General features: G+C 50.8%; 16 protein-coding genes and 1 pseudogene. All 17 read left to right on the forward strand.

The window, feature by feature from the left end:
• The first annotated feature begins 3 nt into the window (after positions 1 to 3).
• Entirely contained in the window at positions 4 to 1101 is a 1098-nt protein-coding gene (gene spoVE, locus ACFVRY_RS12930; protein WP_387500596.1) for a stage V sporulation protein E, read from the forward strand.
• A gap of 5 nt (positions 1102 to 1106) precedes the next feature.
• Positions 1107 to 2219, forward strand: a complete 1113-nt coding sequence (gene murG / locus ACFVRY_RS12935) for an undecaprenyldiphospho-muramoylpentapeptide beta-N-acetylglucosaminyltransferase (protein ID WP_066364136.1) — start codon at positions 1107 to 1109, stop codon at positions 2217 to 2219.
• Between the two features lie 259 nt (positions 2220 to 2478).
• The gene (gene murA, locus ACFVRY_RS12940; protein WP_387500597.1) at positions 2479 to 3762 is read left to right on the forward strand and encodes a UDP-N-acetylglucosamine 1-carboxyvinyltransferase; all 1284 of its coding nucleotides are present in this window, start codon (positions 2479 to 2481) and stop codon (positions 3760 to 3762) included.
• Positions 3763 to 3828: 66 nt separating this feature from the next.
• Positions 3829 to 4578 (forward strand): cell division protein FtsQ/DivIB, encoded by a 750-nt coding sequence (locus tag ACFVRY_RS12945; protein WP_387500598.1) that lies wholly within the window; start codon positions 3829 to 3831, stop codon positions 4576 to 4578.
• 346 nt (positions 4579 to 4924) lie between these two features.
• A complete protein-coding gene (gene ftsA, locus ACFVRY_RS12950) occupies positions 4925 to 6187 on the forward strand; it encodes a cell division protein FtsA (RefSeq protein ID WP_066364130.1) in 1263 nt (420 codons plus the stop codon).
• 63 nt (positions 6188 to 6250) lie between these two features.
• Positions 6251 to 7372, forward strand: a complete 1122-nt coding sequence (gene ftsZ, locus ACFVRY_RS12955) for a cell division protein FtsZ (protein ID WP_387500599.1) — start codon at positions 6251 to 6253, stop codon at positions 7370 to 7372.
• An 82-nt stretch (positions 7373 to 7454) separates the two neighbouring features.
• A pseudogene (locus ACFVRY_RS12960) lies at positions 7455 to 7852 on the forward strand (Rpn family recombination-promoting nuclease/putative transposase); the annotation flags it as partial.
• A 384-nt stretch (positions 7853 to 8236) separates the two neighbouring features.
• A complete protein-coding gene (spoIIGA, locus tag ACFVRY_RS12965; protein ID WP_387500600.1) occupies positions 8237 to 9187 on the forward strand; it encodes a sigma-E processing peptidase SpoIIGA in 951 nt (316 codons plus the stop codon).
• Positions 9188 to 9269: 82 nt separating this feature from the next.
• Positions 9270 to 9989, forward strand: a complete 720-nt coding sequence (sigE, locus tag ACFVRY_RS12970) for an RNA polymerase sporulation sigma factor SigE (RefSeq protein WP_066364125.1) — start codon at positions 9270 to 9272, stop codon at positions 9987 to 9989.
• A gap of 78 nt (positions 9990 to 10067) precedes the next feature.
• On the forward strand, positions 10068 to 10850 hold the full coding sequence (sigG, locus tag ACFVRY_RS12975) for an RNA polymerase sporulation sigma factor SigG (protein ID WP_066364124.1): 783 nt from the start codon (positions 10068 to 10070) through the stop codon (positions 10848 to 10850).
• Positions 10851 to 11093: 243 nt separating this feature from the next.
• The gene (locus tag ACFVRY_RS12980) at positions 11094 to 11405 is read left to right on the forward strand and encodes a YlmC/YmxH family sporulation protein (protein ID WP_286154934.1); all 312 of its coding nucleotides are present in this window, start codon (positions 11094 to 11096) and stop codon (positions 11403 to 11405) included.
• A 135-nt stretch (positions 11406 to 11540) separates the two neighbouring features.
• Positions 11541 to 12392: a peptidoglycan editing factor PgeF gene (gene pgeF / locus ACFVRY_RS12985; RefSeq protein WP_387500601.1), complete on the forward strand. Its 852-nt coding sequence runs from the start codon at positions 11541 to 11543 to the stop codon at positions 12390 to 12392.
• A gap of 9 nt (positions 12393 to 12401) precedes the next feature.
• The gene (locus ACFVRY_RS12990; RefSeq protein ID WP_387500966.1) at positions 12402 to 13091 is read left to right on the forward strand and encodes a YggS family pyridoxal phosphate-dependent enzyme; all 690 of its coding nucleotides are present in this window, start codon (positions 12402 to 12404) and stop codon (positions 13089 to 13091) included.
• Positions 13092 to 13094: 3 nt separating this feature from the next.
• Entirely contained in the window at positions 13095 to 13544 is a 450-nt protein-coding gene (locus tag ACFVRY_RS12995; RefSeq protein WP_066364116.1) for a cell division protein SepF, read from the forward strand.
• A gap of 7 nt (positions 13545 to 13551) precedes the next feature.
• Positions 13552 to 13821, forward strand: a complete 270-nt coding sequence (locus tag ACFVRY_RS13000) for a YggT family protein (RefSeq protein ID WP_387500602.1) — start codon at positions 13552 to 13554, stop codon at positions 13819 to 13821.
• A 6-nt stretch (positions 13822 to 13827) separates the two neighbouring features.
• The gene (locus ACFVRY_RS13005; RefSeq protein ID WP_387500967.1) at positions 13828 to 14610 is read left to right on the forward strand and encodes a YlmH family RNA-binding protein; all 783 of its coding nucleotides are present in this window, start codon (positions 13828 to 13830) and stop codon (positions 14608 to 14610) included.
• Between the two features lie 222 nt (positions 14611 to 14832).
• Positions 14833 to 15318 carry a DivIVA domain-containing protein gene (locus tag ACFVRY_RS13010; RefSeq protein ID WP_387500603.1) on the forward strand — a complete coding sequence of 162 codons (486 nt, stop codon included), beginning with the start codon at positions 14833 to 14835 and terminating at the stop codon, positions 15316 to 15318.
• Positions 15319 to 16335: the final 1017 nt, after the last annotated feature.

Raw genomic sequence — 16335 nt, forward strand, 5'->3', positions numbered from 1 at the left:
CTCATGAACAAATCCCGTCATGCGCCGGATATTTGGCTGCTGATCCCTATTCTTGCCCTGCTGGCTATCGGCATGGTGATGGTATACAGCGCCGGATCCGTCTTGGGCTTTCGCAATTATGGAGACTCGTTTTATTTTGTCAAAAGGCAGCTGTTGTTCGCGGGTCTAGGACTGGTGGTCATGTTTCTTACTGCCAATACGGATTATCGCGTTCTGAAGAAGTTTGCCAAACCGCTTTTGATCGTTTGTTTTGTATTACTGGTGATGGTGTTGATTCCTGGAATCGGGGTCGTGCGCGGCGGGGCGCGCAGTTGGCTGGGCATTAGCTCCTTCGGCATTCAGCCTTCGGAGTTCATGAAGATGGGCATGATCCTGTTCCTGGCCAATTGGCTGGGGCGCGATGATTATGATATTTCCACCTTCACCCGTGGACTGCTACCTCCGCTGGCGCTGATTGGTACAGCTTTTGGTTTGATTATGCTCCAGCCCGACCTTGGGACGGGCACCGTCATGTTCGGCGCCGCATTGATGATGGTCTTCACAGCTGGTGCCCGGATGAAGCATTTGGTATCTCTGGGCATTGCGGGCCTGGCCGGATTTGCCGGGCTGATTGCCACGGCGCCGTATCGTTTACAGCGGATCACGGCGTTCCTGGACCCTTGGTCCGATCCGCTCGGCGCGGGCTATCAGATTATCCAATCGCTGTACGCCATCGGTCCTGGCGGGCTTGGGGGTATGGGGCTTGGAATGAGCCGCCAGAAGTACAGTTATGTGCCGGAACCACAGACTGATTTTATTTTTTCTATATTGGCCGAGGAACTGGGATTTATCGGGGGCTTGGCGGTACTGAGCTTATTCCTGATTCTGATCTGGCGCGGGATGAGGGTGGCGATGAGCCTACCTGACCGCTTTGGGAGCTATCTGGCCGTAGGCATCGTCTGTATGGTGGCTGTGCAGGTCGTCATCAACATTGGTGTGGTTATCGGCCTTATGCCGGTAACGGGCATTACGCTTCCGCTGATCAGCTATGGTGGGTCCTCGTTAACCCTCATGCTCACGGCACTCGGTATTCTACTGAATTTATCCCGTTATGCGAGGTGAAAGGCATGCGTATCGTATTAAGTGGCGGCGGCACAGGTGGACATATCTATCCGGCCGTCGCTGTTGCAAGGCAATTGGAAGCAGAGGACGACCAAGCTGCTTTTCTGTATATTGGCGGCACGCGCGGCCTGGAGAGCAAACTGGTTCCCCAGGAGAACATTCCGTTCAAATCTATTGATATTACCGGCTTCCGCCGCAAGCTGTCTCTGGATAACGTTAAGACCGTTATGCGTTTTCTGAAAGGAGTCAGAGCTTCTAAAGCGATGCTCAAAGAGTTCAAGCCAGATGTAGTGATTGGGACGGGTGGTTATGTCTGCGGGCCTGTCGTGTATGCCGCATCAAGGCTGGGTATCCCAACATTGATTCATGAGCAGAATGCCATTCCTGGTCTGACTAACCGCTTTCTGAGCCGTTATGCGGATACAGTGGCTGTCAGCTTTGAAGGCACGGAGTCCGCGTTTCCTGGAGGGAAACGGGTCATCTATACCGGCAACCCGCGGGCGACTACAGTAACCACGGCAAGCGCACAGCGTGGATATGCATCGCTTGGAATTCCCGAAGACAGCACGGTTGTGCTGGTGGTCGGCGGCAGCCGGGGAGCGAAGGCCATTAATGATGCGATGATTGACATGGCCCCTTTTGTGGGTAAGGGTAATGGAGTTCATTATGTTTATGTGACTGGCGAGCCTTATTTTGAAGAGACCCGCAAAGCTCTGCGGCAAAAATTGGGGAGTATTCCAAACTGGCTGCATGTGCTTCCTTATATTCACAATATGCCGGAAGTACTAGCATGCACGTCCCTGATTGTTAACCGTGCGGGCGCTTCATTTCTTTCGGAGATTACGGCCCTGGGAATTCCTTCTGTACTTATACCTTCTCCTAACGTAACGAATAATCACCAGGAAGCCAATGCCAGACAGCTGGAACGCGAAGGCGCTGCCGTGGTGGTGTTGGAGAAAGAACTGAACGGGCAGGCGCTACATGGAGCTGTTGCCAAGATTATCGGAGATGAGGCTGTTCGCCGTAAAATGTCTGAGTCCTCACTGCGTTTGGGTAAAAGGGATTCTGCCGCGCTGGTTGTCAGTGAGCTGTACAAACTTGTCGGCAAGAAAAAGTAATTCTTGAGCGGCTATAGCACAGCCCGTACGAAAGTGGGGAATAAGTCTGGAATTAGGACTGCGGCGGCGGAAAATGCCTTATTGGCTGCCGCAGTCACACACCCGAGAGATTGAACATAGGATAATCCTATAATCGTGACAATCACCCAGACACTTCCGGCATTGAGATGAGGTCAGGCGGGCGTTCCTGTTCATTTCATGAGGACCCTGGTACCGGAAGTGTTTGTGGTGGGTGAGCGGTAATCTCGGAGGTGATACATTGGACAAATTGGTGATTGAGGGTGGGAGTCCCCTGTCCGGCACCATTCGGATCCATGGAGCAAAAAATGCGGCGCTGCCGATCCTAGCGGCAAGCCTGCTGGCCGAAGGAGTTCACTCACTGCATAATGTGCCGAAGCTGCTGGACACCGTGACCATGCTGGATATTCTAGACCGGCTGGGCTGCAAAAGTGTGCATGAAGACGAGAGGGTGACGATTGACACGTCCTCCGTGTCTACTTCTCATGTTCCAGAGGATTTAATGCGGCAGATGAGGTCCTCGATTTTTCTGATGGGTCCGCTACTCGCCAGATTTGGCGAGGTGAAGATCTATCAGCCGGGGGGCTGCGCTATCGGCGAACGCAAGATTGATCTTCATTTGCAGGGTCTGAAGGCGCTCGGTGCGGTGATCGAGGAAAGTAGCGGCCAAATCTCCTGCAGGGCGGAAAAGCTTACGGGGAGTGATATTCATCTAGACTACCCAAGCGTAGGGGCGACAGAGAATATTATGATGGCTGCGGCCACGGCGGAAGGCACCACAACGATAACCGGTGCGGCCAGGGAACCGGAGATACAGGATCTTCAGCATTTTTTGAACAAGATGGGGGCCCAGATCATGGGTGCAGGGACTGATACCATCACCATTCAAGGGGTGAAGAAGCTTAGTCCCTGTACGTATGAGGTCATTCCGGACCGGATTGTAGCTGGAACCGTAATGATTGCGGCGGCGGCAACACGGGGCAACGTTACGTTGACGCATACTAACGCAGGGCATTTGACCTCGCTTATTCATGTGCTCAAGCGCGCCGGTGTTCAAATTACAGTCTGCAATGATATAATTAATGTCAGTTGTATGGGGCGTCCCCGGGGAGTAGAGCGGATTGTGACCTCTCCTTATCCTTCGTTCCCGACGGACCTCCAGTCTCAGGTGATGGTGCTGCTGTCGCTCGCCGACGGTTTTAGTGTGATCAAAGAAACCGTGTTTGAGGGTCGATTCAAGCACGTGGAGGAAATGGCCCGTATGGGTGCGGATATTTCTATTGACCTGAACCGGGCGTTTATTCGCGGTGTGCAGAGGCTCTACGGGGCTACTGTAGAGGCAACCGACCTGCGGGCGGGGGCAGCGCTTGTGATTGCCGGCCTTGCCGCCAACGGGACGACCATTGTCGAGCAGGCGCATCACATTGACCGGGGCTATGACGGTATTGAGAAGTTGTTTCAGAAACTGGGTGCCCGCATTAGCCGCAAGGTGCCTGTTCCGGGACCGATTGATTTGGCCAATTAAAGCTCCCTGTCTCCTTCGGATGAATTGCTCAGGAAGGAGACAGGGCCTTACTACGGAGAAATGAGAATGCCTAAAACCACTGTGCCTCTCTTGAAAGAGGACAAGCCCAAAAAGAAAATGAGCCGCAAGATTACCTTTATTCTAATCCTGCTGTTCACCGCGCTGCTTGCTATGATTTTTTTTCGTTCGTCTGCTAGCCGGATTACAGAGATAGATTTTGAGGGAAGCAAGTATTCCACGCGAGAAGAATTGCTAGCCCAAAGCGGTCTGCAGACCGGGGGACAGTTCTTTGCTGTCTCGAAGGGTGCTGTGGAGGAAGCTATGATGAAGCTGGATACTGTGCAGAAAGCAACGGTGGACAAGAAGTTTCCTGGCTTAATCTCCATACACATTGAGGAGTATCCCGCGGTGGCTTATGAACTGGATCAGGAAGGCAGCCTTAAGGCCATTCTCTCCAGCGGAGCAGCTGTTAAGGTGAATGAGACTGGGATTGCCGTCGAGAAGCCTATTCTGACCAATTGGAAACCATCGGATCCGTTTAAGGCAAAGTTGTCCCAGGTACTGGCTGGGATTCCTAATGAATTGACTAGCGATATTTCTGAAATTGTACCTTCGCCGACGTTGTCTTTTCCGGATAGAATTAAGCTGTACACACGCTCCAAATTTGAAGTGATTACGGCGATTTCGCTGCTGAAGAATAAGGTTGGCTATCTGAATCAGGTCATAGAAACGGAGCAACCCGGATTGATCACGATGCTAGAGGCGGATTCCTACGTTCCATTCCAACCGGAAGAGGCAGAAACAGAGGGGAAATAGGTACACAAGAGTAAATAGTCCCTACTAATAGATTTAAAAAAATGCTAAAATAGATTTTATGGGTTGTGAGCTCCATCCCTCTTTTTTCTCCGGATTTTTTGGAATCTGAGCATATTTATGGATATATTTTCACTCTTTTGCTTATATTTCTTGTGTAAAATGGTCTGCTTTTTGATTTTTAGCAGAGTCATTTGCTTCTGGGATAGCTGTATTATTATTCCACTCAAAAAATTTGTAGAAAAAAGAGGGAAAGGATTAGGTATGTTGAATATGTACAGAAGATGTTTCCCGAGACCGGGAAAGGCTTTGCAATTTACTTTGATTATAACAGGAGGTGCCATAGGGCTTGAGCAACAATGACATCATTGTTAGTTTGGACATCGGTACATCCAAAGTTCGGGCGATCATTGGTGAAGTTACCAATGGAACCTTTAATATTATTGGCGTTGGATCTGCTGATTCGGAAGGAATACGCAAAGGTGCGATTGTAGATATCGACCAGACTGTGCAATCAATCAAAAGCGCTGTAGATCATGCAGAGCAAATGGTTGGTATTCAAATATCCGAGGTCTATGTCGGGATTACCGGCAACCATATCGGCCTGCAGTCCAGCCACGGTGTTGTGGCCGTTCAGAATGAAGATCGTGAGATCGGTGAAGATGATATTGATCGCGTGATCAAGGCGGCAGAGGTGCTCGCCTTGCCTCCAGAACGCGAAGTGATCGATGTTGTCGCCAAGCAATATATCGTCGATGGCCTCGAGGGCATTCAGGACCCGCGCGGGATGATCGGCGTCCGTCTGGAAGTTGACGCGACCATTATCACCGGTGCGAAGACGCCAATACATAATTTGCTGCGCTGCGTAGAGAAATCAGGACTGAAAGTTAAGGATCTTGTGCTGATGTCTCTTGGCGCTGGCGGATTGGCGCTCTCTAAAGACGAGAAGTCGATGGGAGCGGTCTTGGTCGATATCGGAGCAGGATCAACTACAATTGCCGTATATGAAGAGGGTTCCCTCACTGCAACCTCCACGATTCCGATCGGAGGGGAATTTGTAACCAATGATATTGCTTATGGACTTCGGACACTGACCGATCAGGCGGAGAAGGTGAAGCTGAAATATGGCTGCGCCTGGATCGACGATGCGGCTTCGGATGTAGTCTTCAAGGTGCTGCGTATTGGCAGCAACGTGGAGAAGGAGTTCAATCAGGAGGATCTAGCGGCGATTATTGAACCGCGAGTTCAGGAAATTTTCCATCTAATCCGCAAAGAAGTGAAGCGCCTGGGTTACAGTGAGCTTCCCGGAGGTTATATACTATCGGGCGGCACTGTTTCTATGCCAGGTGTGTTAAAGGTTGCTCAAGCAGAGCTGGCGGCATCTGTACGTATAGCTGTACCCGATTATATCGGTGTGCGCGACCCCGGATTTACCGGTGGTGTCGGCATTCTGCATAATGTGGTCCGCAGATTCCGTGGACGCAGTACCGGCGGAAGCGGCAACAAGAAGACGGCGGCCCGCACGAAGCAGAGTGCCGCTCCAAACCAGGATACCGCTCGGAAGCCTGGCTTGGTAGAACGTTTGAAGAACATGTTCAGCGAGTTTATATAACTGTAAGACCAGATATACTTGGACCGGGCATCCAAGCACTTTTCTAGGGGGAGATGGAACAATATGTTGGAATTTGATTTTGAAATGGAGAGCTTGGCGCAAATAAAAGTCATTGGCGTGGGTGGCGGCGGAAGCAACGCGGTCAACCGAATGATCGAAAATGGCGTTCAAGGCGTCGAGTTCATTACCGTTAACACGGATGCCCAAGCGCTGCATATGGCCAAGTCGGAGCATAAGCTGCAAATTGGGGATAAATTGACTCGTGGACTTGGTGCAGGAGCCAATCCAGAGGTCGGCAAAAAAGCGGCGGAGGAATCCCGCGATTTGATCTCAAACACGCTTAAAGGTGCAGATATGGTGTTTGTTACCGCAGGGATGGGCGGCGGTACAGGAACAGGAGCAGCACCGGTAATTGCTGAAATTGCCAGAGAGTGTGGAGCATTGACTGTAGGCGTGGTGACACGCCCGTTTACCTTTGAAGGTAGAAAGCGTTCCAATCAAGCTGATCTTGGTATTGAAGCTTTGAAAGAAAAGGTCGATACCCTAATCGTTATCCCGAATGATCGACTTCTCGAGATCGTGGACAAGAAGACCCCGATGCTTGAAGCTTTCCGCGAAGCGGACAACGTATTGCGCCAAGCGGTACAGGGTATCTCGGATTTGATTCAGGTTCCCGGCTTAATCAACCTTGACTTTGCAGACGTGAAAACGATCATGACTGAACGTGGTTCAGCACTAATGGGCATCGGGATTGCCAACGGTGAGAACCGTGCTGCGGAAGCTGCACGCAAAGCGATTATGAGCCCGCTCCTGGAGACGTCTATTGAGGGCGCACGCGGAGTTATCATGAATATTACCGGTGGATCTAACCTTTCACTTTATGAGGTTAATGAAGCGGCGGAAATCGTCACTGAGGCCTCAGATCCGGAAGTAAATATGATCTTTGGTGCCATTATCGAAGAGAGTATGAAGGATGAGATCAAAGTTACGGTTATCGCAACTGGCTTTGAACACAAACCTTCACCAATGGCACCTGGTCGTCGTCCGGCAGCTCCGAGCACGAGTACCGAGCCAGCAGCGACGGATAAGAATGCTAATTTGCGTCCGTTCGGCAATCAGAATACTTCTGATCAGCTTGATATTCCAACGTTCCTCCGGAACCGTACACGCGGCAATAATGACTAAATAGAATTTTTAATAAGATATACGGAAGCACCGTATTGCTTTAGCTGACAGCTAGGGCAATGCGGTGTTTTTTGTTGTGCCTGCTGGTAAACCTGCTCTGGATGAGGTGGTACTGCTGAATCCGTATACGGATAAGGATGATCCGCTGGATAAGCAATCTATCTTTGATATATGGGCCAAGACCGTGGATGGCAGACTGATTGATATTGAGATGCAGTTGTTCACCAAGTATGATATTGAAAAACAAACGCTTTATTACTGGAGCAAACGGTATTCTGGACAGCTTCAAGAAAGCGGTAAATACAGAGATCTTAAAAAGTGTGTGACGATCAACATTTTGAATTATAGTTGGTTGCTCGGCGAGAGTATCAAAGTGTTTTTCATTTGCGTGAAGATAATAGCGGCATTGCGCTCATACAGGATATAGAGATTCACTTTCTGGAGGTGCTAAGCATGAATGAACCGGTCATGAAGAAAGCCTGAAAAGTAGGCGTACATGAAGGACAACTAAAGGCCAAGCTGGAGATCGCCAAGAAACGGTTGGCAATGGGGTTAAACCGGGCAGAAATTCGCGAAGCCACTAGACTGGAGTGATGAGGAGATTGAATCTAGTAACCCTTAGATTTAAGGCATTGTAGATGATTATGACTGTATGAAAGGATATTCCAAGGGCCAGCCGGAAACGGCTGGTCTTTTTATGCTGCAATGACGATTGCTGTTCTATAACTCGACAAAAAAACCGCAAGAATGCCCCCCAAGTTTAGACAGACTTTGAATACGAGACTTTCTATACTAATCATATCGTCCAAAAAAGAGAGCCTGCTCTATTGTCCGTTTCGGGAATAGATTGCAGTCTGTAGGCAGGTGAATGTTCTGGTAGTTTATATTGACTTGATATTCGCCGCCAATTTGCTGATTGACGGAGTGTTGCTCTGGCTGACAGGCTGGCTGGTCAAGCTCAAGGTATCTTGGTGGAGGCTTGTGCTGTCTGCTGTCGTTGGAGCGCTGTATGTAGTCATGATGTTTGTACCGGAGCTGACCTTCCTGTATACCTTCCTTATCAAGTTCGGATTGTCAGTGATTATGCTGTGGATTGCCTTTGGGTTCGGGAGCCTTCAGCGCTATCTGCGGACGATGGGCGCTTTTTATATCATCAATTTTGCGGCAGCAGGCGGAATTGTTGGCATTCATTATCTACTGCAGAGCTCAGGTGATATCTGGAATGGCATCATGTTCACGGCGGCAGGCGGGCATGCCTACAGGCTGAAAATCGGTATTTGGTTCGTTATTGCACTTCTGCCGTTGGTGCTGCTCTGCTTCAAGGTGGTACACACTTCTAGGATTAAGCGTGAACAGCTAGAGTCTTATATTGGAGAAGTGACTGTAGAGATTGATGGTGTTACTGTTACCTGTCTTGGTCTGCTGGATACAGGTAACAGGCTAAGTGATCCGTTGACCCGGATTCCCGTCATGGTCATGGAATCGTCGCTCTGGGAGACACAGCTTCCAGCATCTTGGAAGGGGAGGCTGACACAGAGTAGTGCGGACCAACTTTTGCTGGAGACGGACGGGCAGTCCTTTACCTGGCAAGACAGAATTCGGCTGGTCCCTTACCGGGGAGTGAACCGAAGTGCATCGTTTATGCTCGCCCTGAAACCTGACCTTGTGACCATCAAGCTAGATGCAGACACTTTTTGCAGTAAGCGGGTGCTGATCGGGCTGGATGGCGGGACACTTTCGGGAGACGGAGCGTATCGGGCTGTGATACATCCGGATCTGGTTGTGCGGGAAAGTGCCGAGGCGGTGCCTTCCTGATATGGGCATACGACTGACAGACACGTACGTTTCTCAAGGCCATTCTATTACGAGCCAGGCACATCTTGAAGGAGGAACAAGAATGATCAAATGGAAAATTTCGCTGCAGCTACAATATTACCGCATGCTGTTTCTGCTGGGGCTGAAGAGCCAGGAAATTTATTATATCGGCGGGAGCGAGGCCCTGCCACCCCCGTTAACTCGCGAGGAGGAGGAGTTTCTGCTGCAGCGGCTGTCCAGCGGTGATGCGGCGGTACGGGCGATGCTGATTGAGCGAAACCTGCGGCTTGTCGTCTACATTGCCCGCAAATTCGAGAACACTGGCATCAACATCGAAGATCTCGTCTCCATCGGGGCGATCGGACTGATTAAGGCGGTTAATACCTTTGATCCGGAGAAAAAAATCAAACTGGCAACTTATGCCTCGCGTTGTATCGAGAACGAGATCCTGATGTATCTGCGGCGCAACAGCAAAACACGCAGCGAGGTTTCCTTCGACGAGCCGCTGAATATTGACTGGGACGGTAATGAACTGCTGCTGTCTGATGTGCTAGGAACCGAGAATGATACGATTTACCGGAACATTGAAGAACAAGTGGACCGCAAGCTGCTGCAGAAGGCACTGGAGAAGCTGAGCGAGCGGGAACGGCTGATTATGGAGCTGAGATTCGGGCTGCGCGGCGGCGAGGAGAAGACGCAAAAAGACGTGGCTGATCTGCTGGGTATCTCCCAATCCTACATCTCGCGTCTGGAAAAGAGAATTATCAAGCGGCTGCGCAAGGAGTTCAACAAGATGGTCTGAGGTGAGATCATCAAGGAATAAAATGCCGGGCCGGGGAGATAATGTACAGTAATGTTTCTCCTTGGGAGGTTAATCATCATGACCCGTAATAAAGTCGAGATTTGCGGTGTGGACACATCCAAATTGCCCGTTCTAACGAACGTTGAAATGCGTGAATTGTTCACTTCGCTGCAGCAACAGGGGGAGCGATCCGCCAGAGAGAAATTGGTTAACGGCAACCTGAGATTGGTCCTGAGTGTAATTCAGCGGTTCAACAACCGGGGGGAATTCGTGGACGACCTGTTCCAGGTGGGGTGCATCGGGCTTATGAAAGCCATCGACAATTTTGACTTATCGCAAAATGTTAAGTTCTCCACATATGCGGTTCCCATGATCATCGGTGAGATTCGCAGATACTTGCGCGATAACAATCCGATTCGTGTCTCCAGATCACTGCGGGATATTGCCTACAAGGCGCTGCAGGTTCGCGACAGTCTGACCAACCAGAACTCGCGGGAACCGACGATTTTCGAAATTTCGCAAGCCCTTGGTGTACCGAAAGAAGATGTTGTCTTTGCCCTTGATGCCATTCAGGACCCAGTCTCTTTGTTCGAACCGATCTATCATGACGGCGGGGATCCGATTTATGTCATGGACCAGATCAGTGATGACAAGAACAAGGATGTCTCATGGATTGAGGAAATTGCCCTGCGGGAAGCTATGCGAAAGCTTGGTGGCCGGGAAAAGCGGATTCTGTCCATGCGCTTTTTCGAAGGGAAGACCCAAATGGAAGTCGCGGATGAAATCGGTATTTCACAGGCTCAAGTCTCGCGGCTGGAGAAATCCGCGATTCAGCAAATGCAGAAGCATGTTAAATCGTAATTATTTGCTTCACTAAAAAAAGGGATGTTCCTTCAGCCGCATTTAGGGCCTGGGACATTCCTTTTTTCTATGAATACTTCTGTCTTCTGAATAAATGGTGCTTCCAAATTATATTTGTCCAAGGGAGGAAGATTGGGGACGAAATAGACATGTTGCCAAGCTTAGGGATCATATATTGGACTATAGGTCTGTTGGTACAGGGGTGATGAAATGAATCAGGATACTATAGGAGCGGGCAAAAAAATGAAGATCTCTGATTTTCAGACGAAGGATGTCATCAATATCGTGGATGGTAAGCGGCTAGGACAGATCAGTGATTTGGAGCTGGATCTCCGGCGGGGTGTTATTGATGCTATTGTGGTTCCCGGGTATACCCGGTTTATGGGATTGTTCGGCGGCGGTGCAGACCTGATCATTCCCTGGAGGAATATTGTGAAGATCGGCTCGGATGTTGTCCTCGTGAAAATCGAAGAGAACCGGATGCCCCAGGCTGAGGAAGAACGGCAAACGATGTATTTGGAGCGGGGAGACCGCAGTGAACGGCGCATGTATTAATGATGCGTCTTTTTCTTTGGCTGTTTTCTTGCAATCTAGGTCAAAATGCCTGAATTTTCGGAGATCTGCCCTGGATCAAAGGCATTTCTTTGTGGGGAGTTTTGCCCTGTGTTACACTAAGGCGGAGGTGAGGAAATGGAACCGTTTGTACGGAGTGAGGAGTCTCCCATACTGCTGTGGGTGGAACCGTGGGCAGAGGAGCATCCGGAAATAACTGCGGGATTTACTGGCAGAGAGGGTGGGGCTGGCACGGCGCCCTATGATAGTTTTAACTGTGCATTCCATGTCGGGGATAACTCCGCCGATGTAATGAATAACCGGACAAAGCTGGTCGATAATCTGGGATTTGCTCTGGAGGACTGGACCTGCGGCGAGCAAACGCATGGCGCTGTAGTCGCTGTCGTTACTGAGAATGACCGTGGACGTGGGCGTTTAGACAGGGCCTCAGCTTTTCAGGCTACAGATGCAATGGTCACCAACGTTCCGGGTGTACTGCTGACTTCATTCTATGCGGATTGTGTACCGCTGTATTTCTATGATCCCATCAATTGTGCCGTAGGTCTTGCTCATGCAGGCTGGAAAGGGACTGTAGCGGAAATTGCTGCTGCCGCTGTTCAGGCCATGGAGCAAGCGTATGGGAGTCGTCCGGAGGATATTCGTGCCGCCATCGGCCCTTCGATTGGTGATTGCTGTTATGAAGTCGACGATTATGTGATGAATCATATCCGGCGTCTAGAAGCAGAGTGTGGGGAGTCGCCAGGGCTGGGAGGGGTGCTGTACAGCGCTTCTGCTGCGGATAGCAGTAAATGTATGCTGAACTTGAAAGAAATGAATCGACGCATTATGATAAAAGCAGGAATATTGCCGACTCATATCGAATGTACATCATGGTGTACAAGCTGTAATACAGATATTTTCTTTTCATACCGTGCGGAAAATGGGATTACAGGCAGAATGACGAGCTGGATCGGAATAAAGGAGAGTTGAAAGTTGGCTTTGACACTACAGGATAGAATAGCCGAGGTAGAAGAGCGCATAGCGCGCGCCTGTGCGACGAGCGGACGGGACCGCAAGGATATCAAGGTAATCGCGGTTACGAAATACGTTTCCCTGGATACGGTATCCGCTGTGCTGGAAGCAGGGCTGGAGCATGTCGCTGAGAGCCGCTGGCAGAATGCTGAGCATAAGTGGTTGGCCTTGGGAGAGAAAGGGACCTGGCATTTCATCGGTCACTTGCAAACGAACAAGGTAAAAGATGTTATCGGTAAATTTCAATATATACACTCCCTGGACCGCATCTCGCTGGCCCGGGAGCTGCAGCGAAAGGCCGAGAGCATCGGACAGAAGGTCAATGTTTTTCTGCAGGTTAACATCTCGGGTGAGGATACGAAATTTGGCTTGTCTCCTGCTGATGTGCCGGGATTTTTGCAGGAAATCGCTGACCTTGACCGGGTTAACGTGATCGGACTAATGACCATGGCGCCTTATGAGATGGAGCCTGAACTGACTCGCCCTGTCTTCCGTGGACTTCGAGAATTGCGTGATGAGCTGAATCGGCAGGGACTGACACCGGAGCCGATCACGGAACTGTCGATGGGAATGTCAAATGATTTTGAAGTGGCGATAGAGGAAGGAGCTACCTGGGTTCGCTTGGGTACGGTGTTGGTAGGTCACAAGGAGGGATAGGTGATGGGTGTTATGAACCGTTTTATGAGTTTTTTTGGCTTGCAGGAGGAAGAGGAGATTGTGGAGCGGGAGCAGATTTCTTCACGTGAGGAAGATGAGTACGAGCCAACCCCTGTAGAAACCCGCAAGAATCAGCGGACCAACAACGTCGTCAGCATCCACTCACAGAAAAATGTCAAGGTTGTGCTGTATGAGCCCCGCTCCTATGAGGAAGCGCAGGAAATTGCCGATCATCTCCGGGCACACCGGACCGTTGTAATTAACCTGCAACGGGTGCGCAATGACCAGGCTATGCGAATTATTGATTTTCTAAGCGGAACTGTTTATGCCCTGGGTGGAGGAATATCCAAAATCGGGGGCAATATATTTATGTGCACTCCGGATACGGTTGAAATTCAAGGCTCCATCACCGAGATCCTTGGCGACGAACAAGACTATAACAGAATGAGGTGAACGGGCTTTGTATTATGAAGTTAGCTCCATTATTGATATCCTGTTTAATATTTACTTCTACATGATTTTTATCTATATCCTGATGTCCTGGGTTCCTAGTGTTCGTGAGAACTTTATCGGGGAACTGCTAGCGAAGCTGGTTGAACCGTATTTGTCCCCTTTCCGCCGGATTATTCCGCCACTCTTCGGAATGCTGGATATCTCGCCGATCGTTGCGTTGTTTGTCCTCAGATGGGCAGTGTACGGCCTCAAATCTTTGCTGAGTTACGTTCTGTAACCTATGCTGAAGACAGAAATCTACGGGCATTTTCATCCCGACGAGCGGCAGTTTGTGGACAGGACCTGGGACTGGGTGACGGCTGCGGGGCAATATCATGAGAGTAAACTGACTGATTTCCTTGATCCGCGCCAAGGCCATATTCTGCAAAGTTTGGTGAACCGCCACCCTGATGTCATCGTCAGATTGGAAGGTGGGCATGAAGATGCAGAGCGGTGTAGAGCCCTGATTGCGCCAGATTACCGCGAGCTGGATGGCGAAGACATGGAAATGAAAGTGTTAGCGATTACCTCTGGAGAACAGAAATTTCTGGCTCTGGAGCACGGGGATTATATGGGCGCCATTTTGGGCCTTGGAATCAAACGAAGCAAAATCGGTGATATTCATGTGCTTGCGGATGGTTGCCATGTCGTAGTAACAGCAGATATCGCCGATTATCTCACTATGAATCTGCATGGTGTGCATAAGGTTAATGTCAGCACTGAAATCTTGCCGCTTTCCTCGCTGCGTAGCAGTGAGACCAAGCTTGAAATGATGGATTTGACTGTAGCCTCCCTGCGGCTTGACGGCATTGCTGCGGATGTGACCCGTCTTAGCCGGAGCAAAGTTCTTGCGCCGATCAAAAGCGGACGGGTACGGGTGAACTGGAAGGTGGAGGAGGATCCGTCCACCACACTCAAGGAAGGCGATGTGGTATCTCTGCAAGGCTTTGGCCGGTTCAAGGTGCTGGAAGTGGGCGGCTTGACGAAAAAAGGTCGATACCGGGTTCAGGTTGGCAAATTTGTGTGAGTCCCTTTGCAGGAATCCCGCTTTCCTTGTCGAAAATGATTAACTCATGGGAAACAAACGAATTCGAAGCTGGACGCCGATAGTGTAGAAGAGGCGAACCCTAGCCGGCAGAGAGAATGAAACAGCAACTTATGCCTAATACTTGAGTTACAATCTTGCTTCTTTGTCCGCTGCACGGCTGCAGAGGTCAGGAAGGTCCGAAATTTCTAGGAGGTGCACAGCATGCCATTAACGCCGCTCGATATACATAACAAGGAGTTTTCCCGGCGGCTCCGCGGTTATGACGAGGATGAGGTCAACGAGTTTCTGGACCAGGTCATCAAGGATTACGAAAGCGTCATCCGTGAGAACAAGGAACAGCAAAATCAGCTCCTGGCCCTTCAGGAGCGTCTGGACCACTTTGTGAACATCGAGGAGACGTTGTCCAAGACGATCATCATTGCTCAGGAAGCAGCAGATGAAGTGAAGAACAACTCCAAGAAGGAATCGCAGCTGATTATCAAGGAAGCGGAGAAGAACGCTGACCGTATCATTAACGAAGCTTTATCGAAATCCCGCAGGATTTCGATTGAGACTGAAGAGCTGCGTAAGCAGGCCTCTATTTACCGGACACGTTTCCGGACGTTGCTTGAAGCTCAACTGGAACTGCTCTCTCAAGATGACTGGAATGCGCTTGAGAGCCGTGAGGTTACCGAAAACGCATTTTAGGGCGTTTGCCATGCGGTTGACAATTACGTTCAAAGAGGCTATAACTAGAACATATCTACAACCATGTTTATATGTAATTCGATGAAGGGCCAAGTACGACAAGAATCTGTTCCCCAGAGAATCGGTGATTGCTGAGAGCCGATGTTCAGACCCTGCCGGAAAATCTCCCCTTAGAAGCGACGCTGAAGCGCATATCCTGCGTGTGTAAGCCGAGCCGTCTGCCGGACGTTACACCGGACCCGCGTCATAAAGTAACGGCGCGGAACTGAGATCGTGCCTGAATACTCTCCCTCTAAGGAGGTGCTCATGCACTGAATTAGGGTGGTATCGCGAGCGTCGTCTCGCCCCTTGTGGGGCGGGATGACGCTCGTTTTTGCGTGGGGTCATCCCCCTAGTGCGTGGCATCCCCCTAAATCCCCCTTCTAAGGGGGACCCCAAGGGCCGCAGCCCTCTGGACACCCGCAAGTAAATCTCGACGGAAGAAGGTTGGCAAGCGGACAGGTGGTTTGTTCGGCGGGGGAGCGTCCCTTCTTAGGCTCCCCTGGCGGGTTCGCCTGCGGGGCCTCCACGGCGTTAAAGAGCAAGGAGACTGCGCCGCTACGCCTGTCGGAGAGTCCCCGAGCCTCAGGCTGCCTCCTTTGGAGGATCGCGGGCTCGGGTCAGTGTAAGGAGACTGCGCCGCTACGCCTGTCGGAGAGTCCCCGAGCCTCAGGCTGCCTCCTTTGGAGGATCGCGGGCTCGGGTCAGAGCAAGGAGACTGCGACGCTACGCCTGTCGCAGTCCCCGAGCCATAGGCTGCCTCCTTTGGAGGATCGCGGGCTCGGGTCAGAGCAAGGAGACTGCGCCGCTACGCCTAACGCAGTCGAGGCCACGCAGGCGAACCCGTAGGGAAGCCTAAGAAGGGTCGGTCTTCGCGTCAACGTATCAGTTACTGCTCCACCTCAGCCACCCCCACCTCGAGCATTGCTTCCGGGTGTCCAGAGGGCGGCGCCCTCTGGGGCCCTCCCTTGGGAAGGG

Source organism: Paenibacillus sp. NPDC057934 (assembly GCF_042887565.1).
Taxonomy (GTDB): domain Bacteria; phylum Bacillota; class Bacilli; order Paenibacillales; family Paenibacillaceae; genus Paenibacillus_AQ.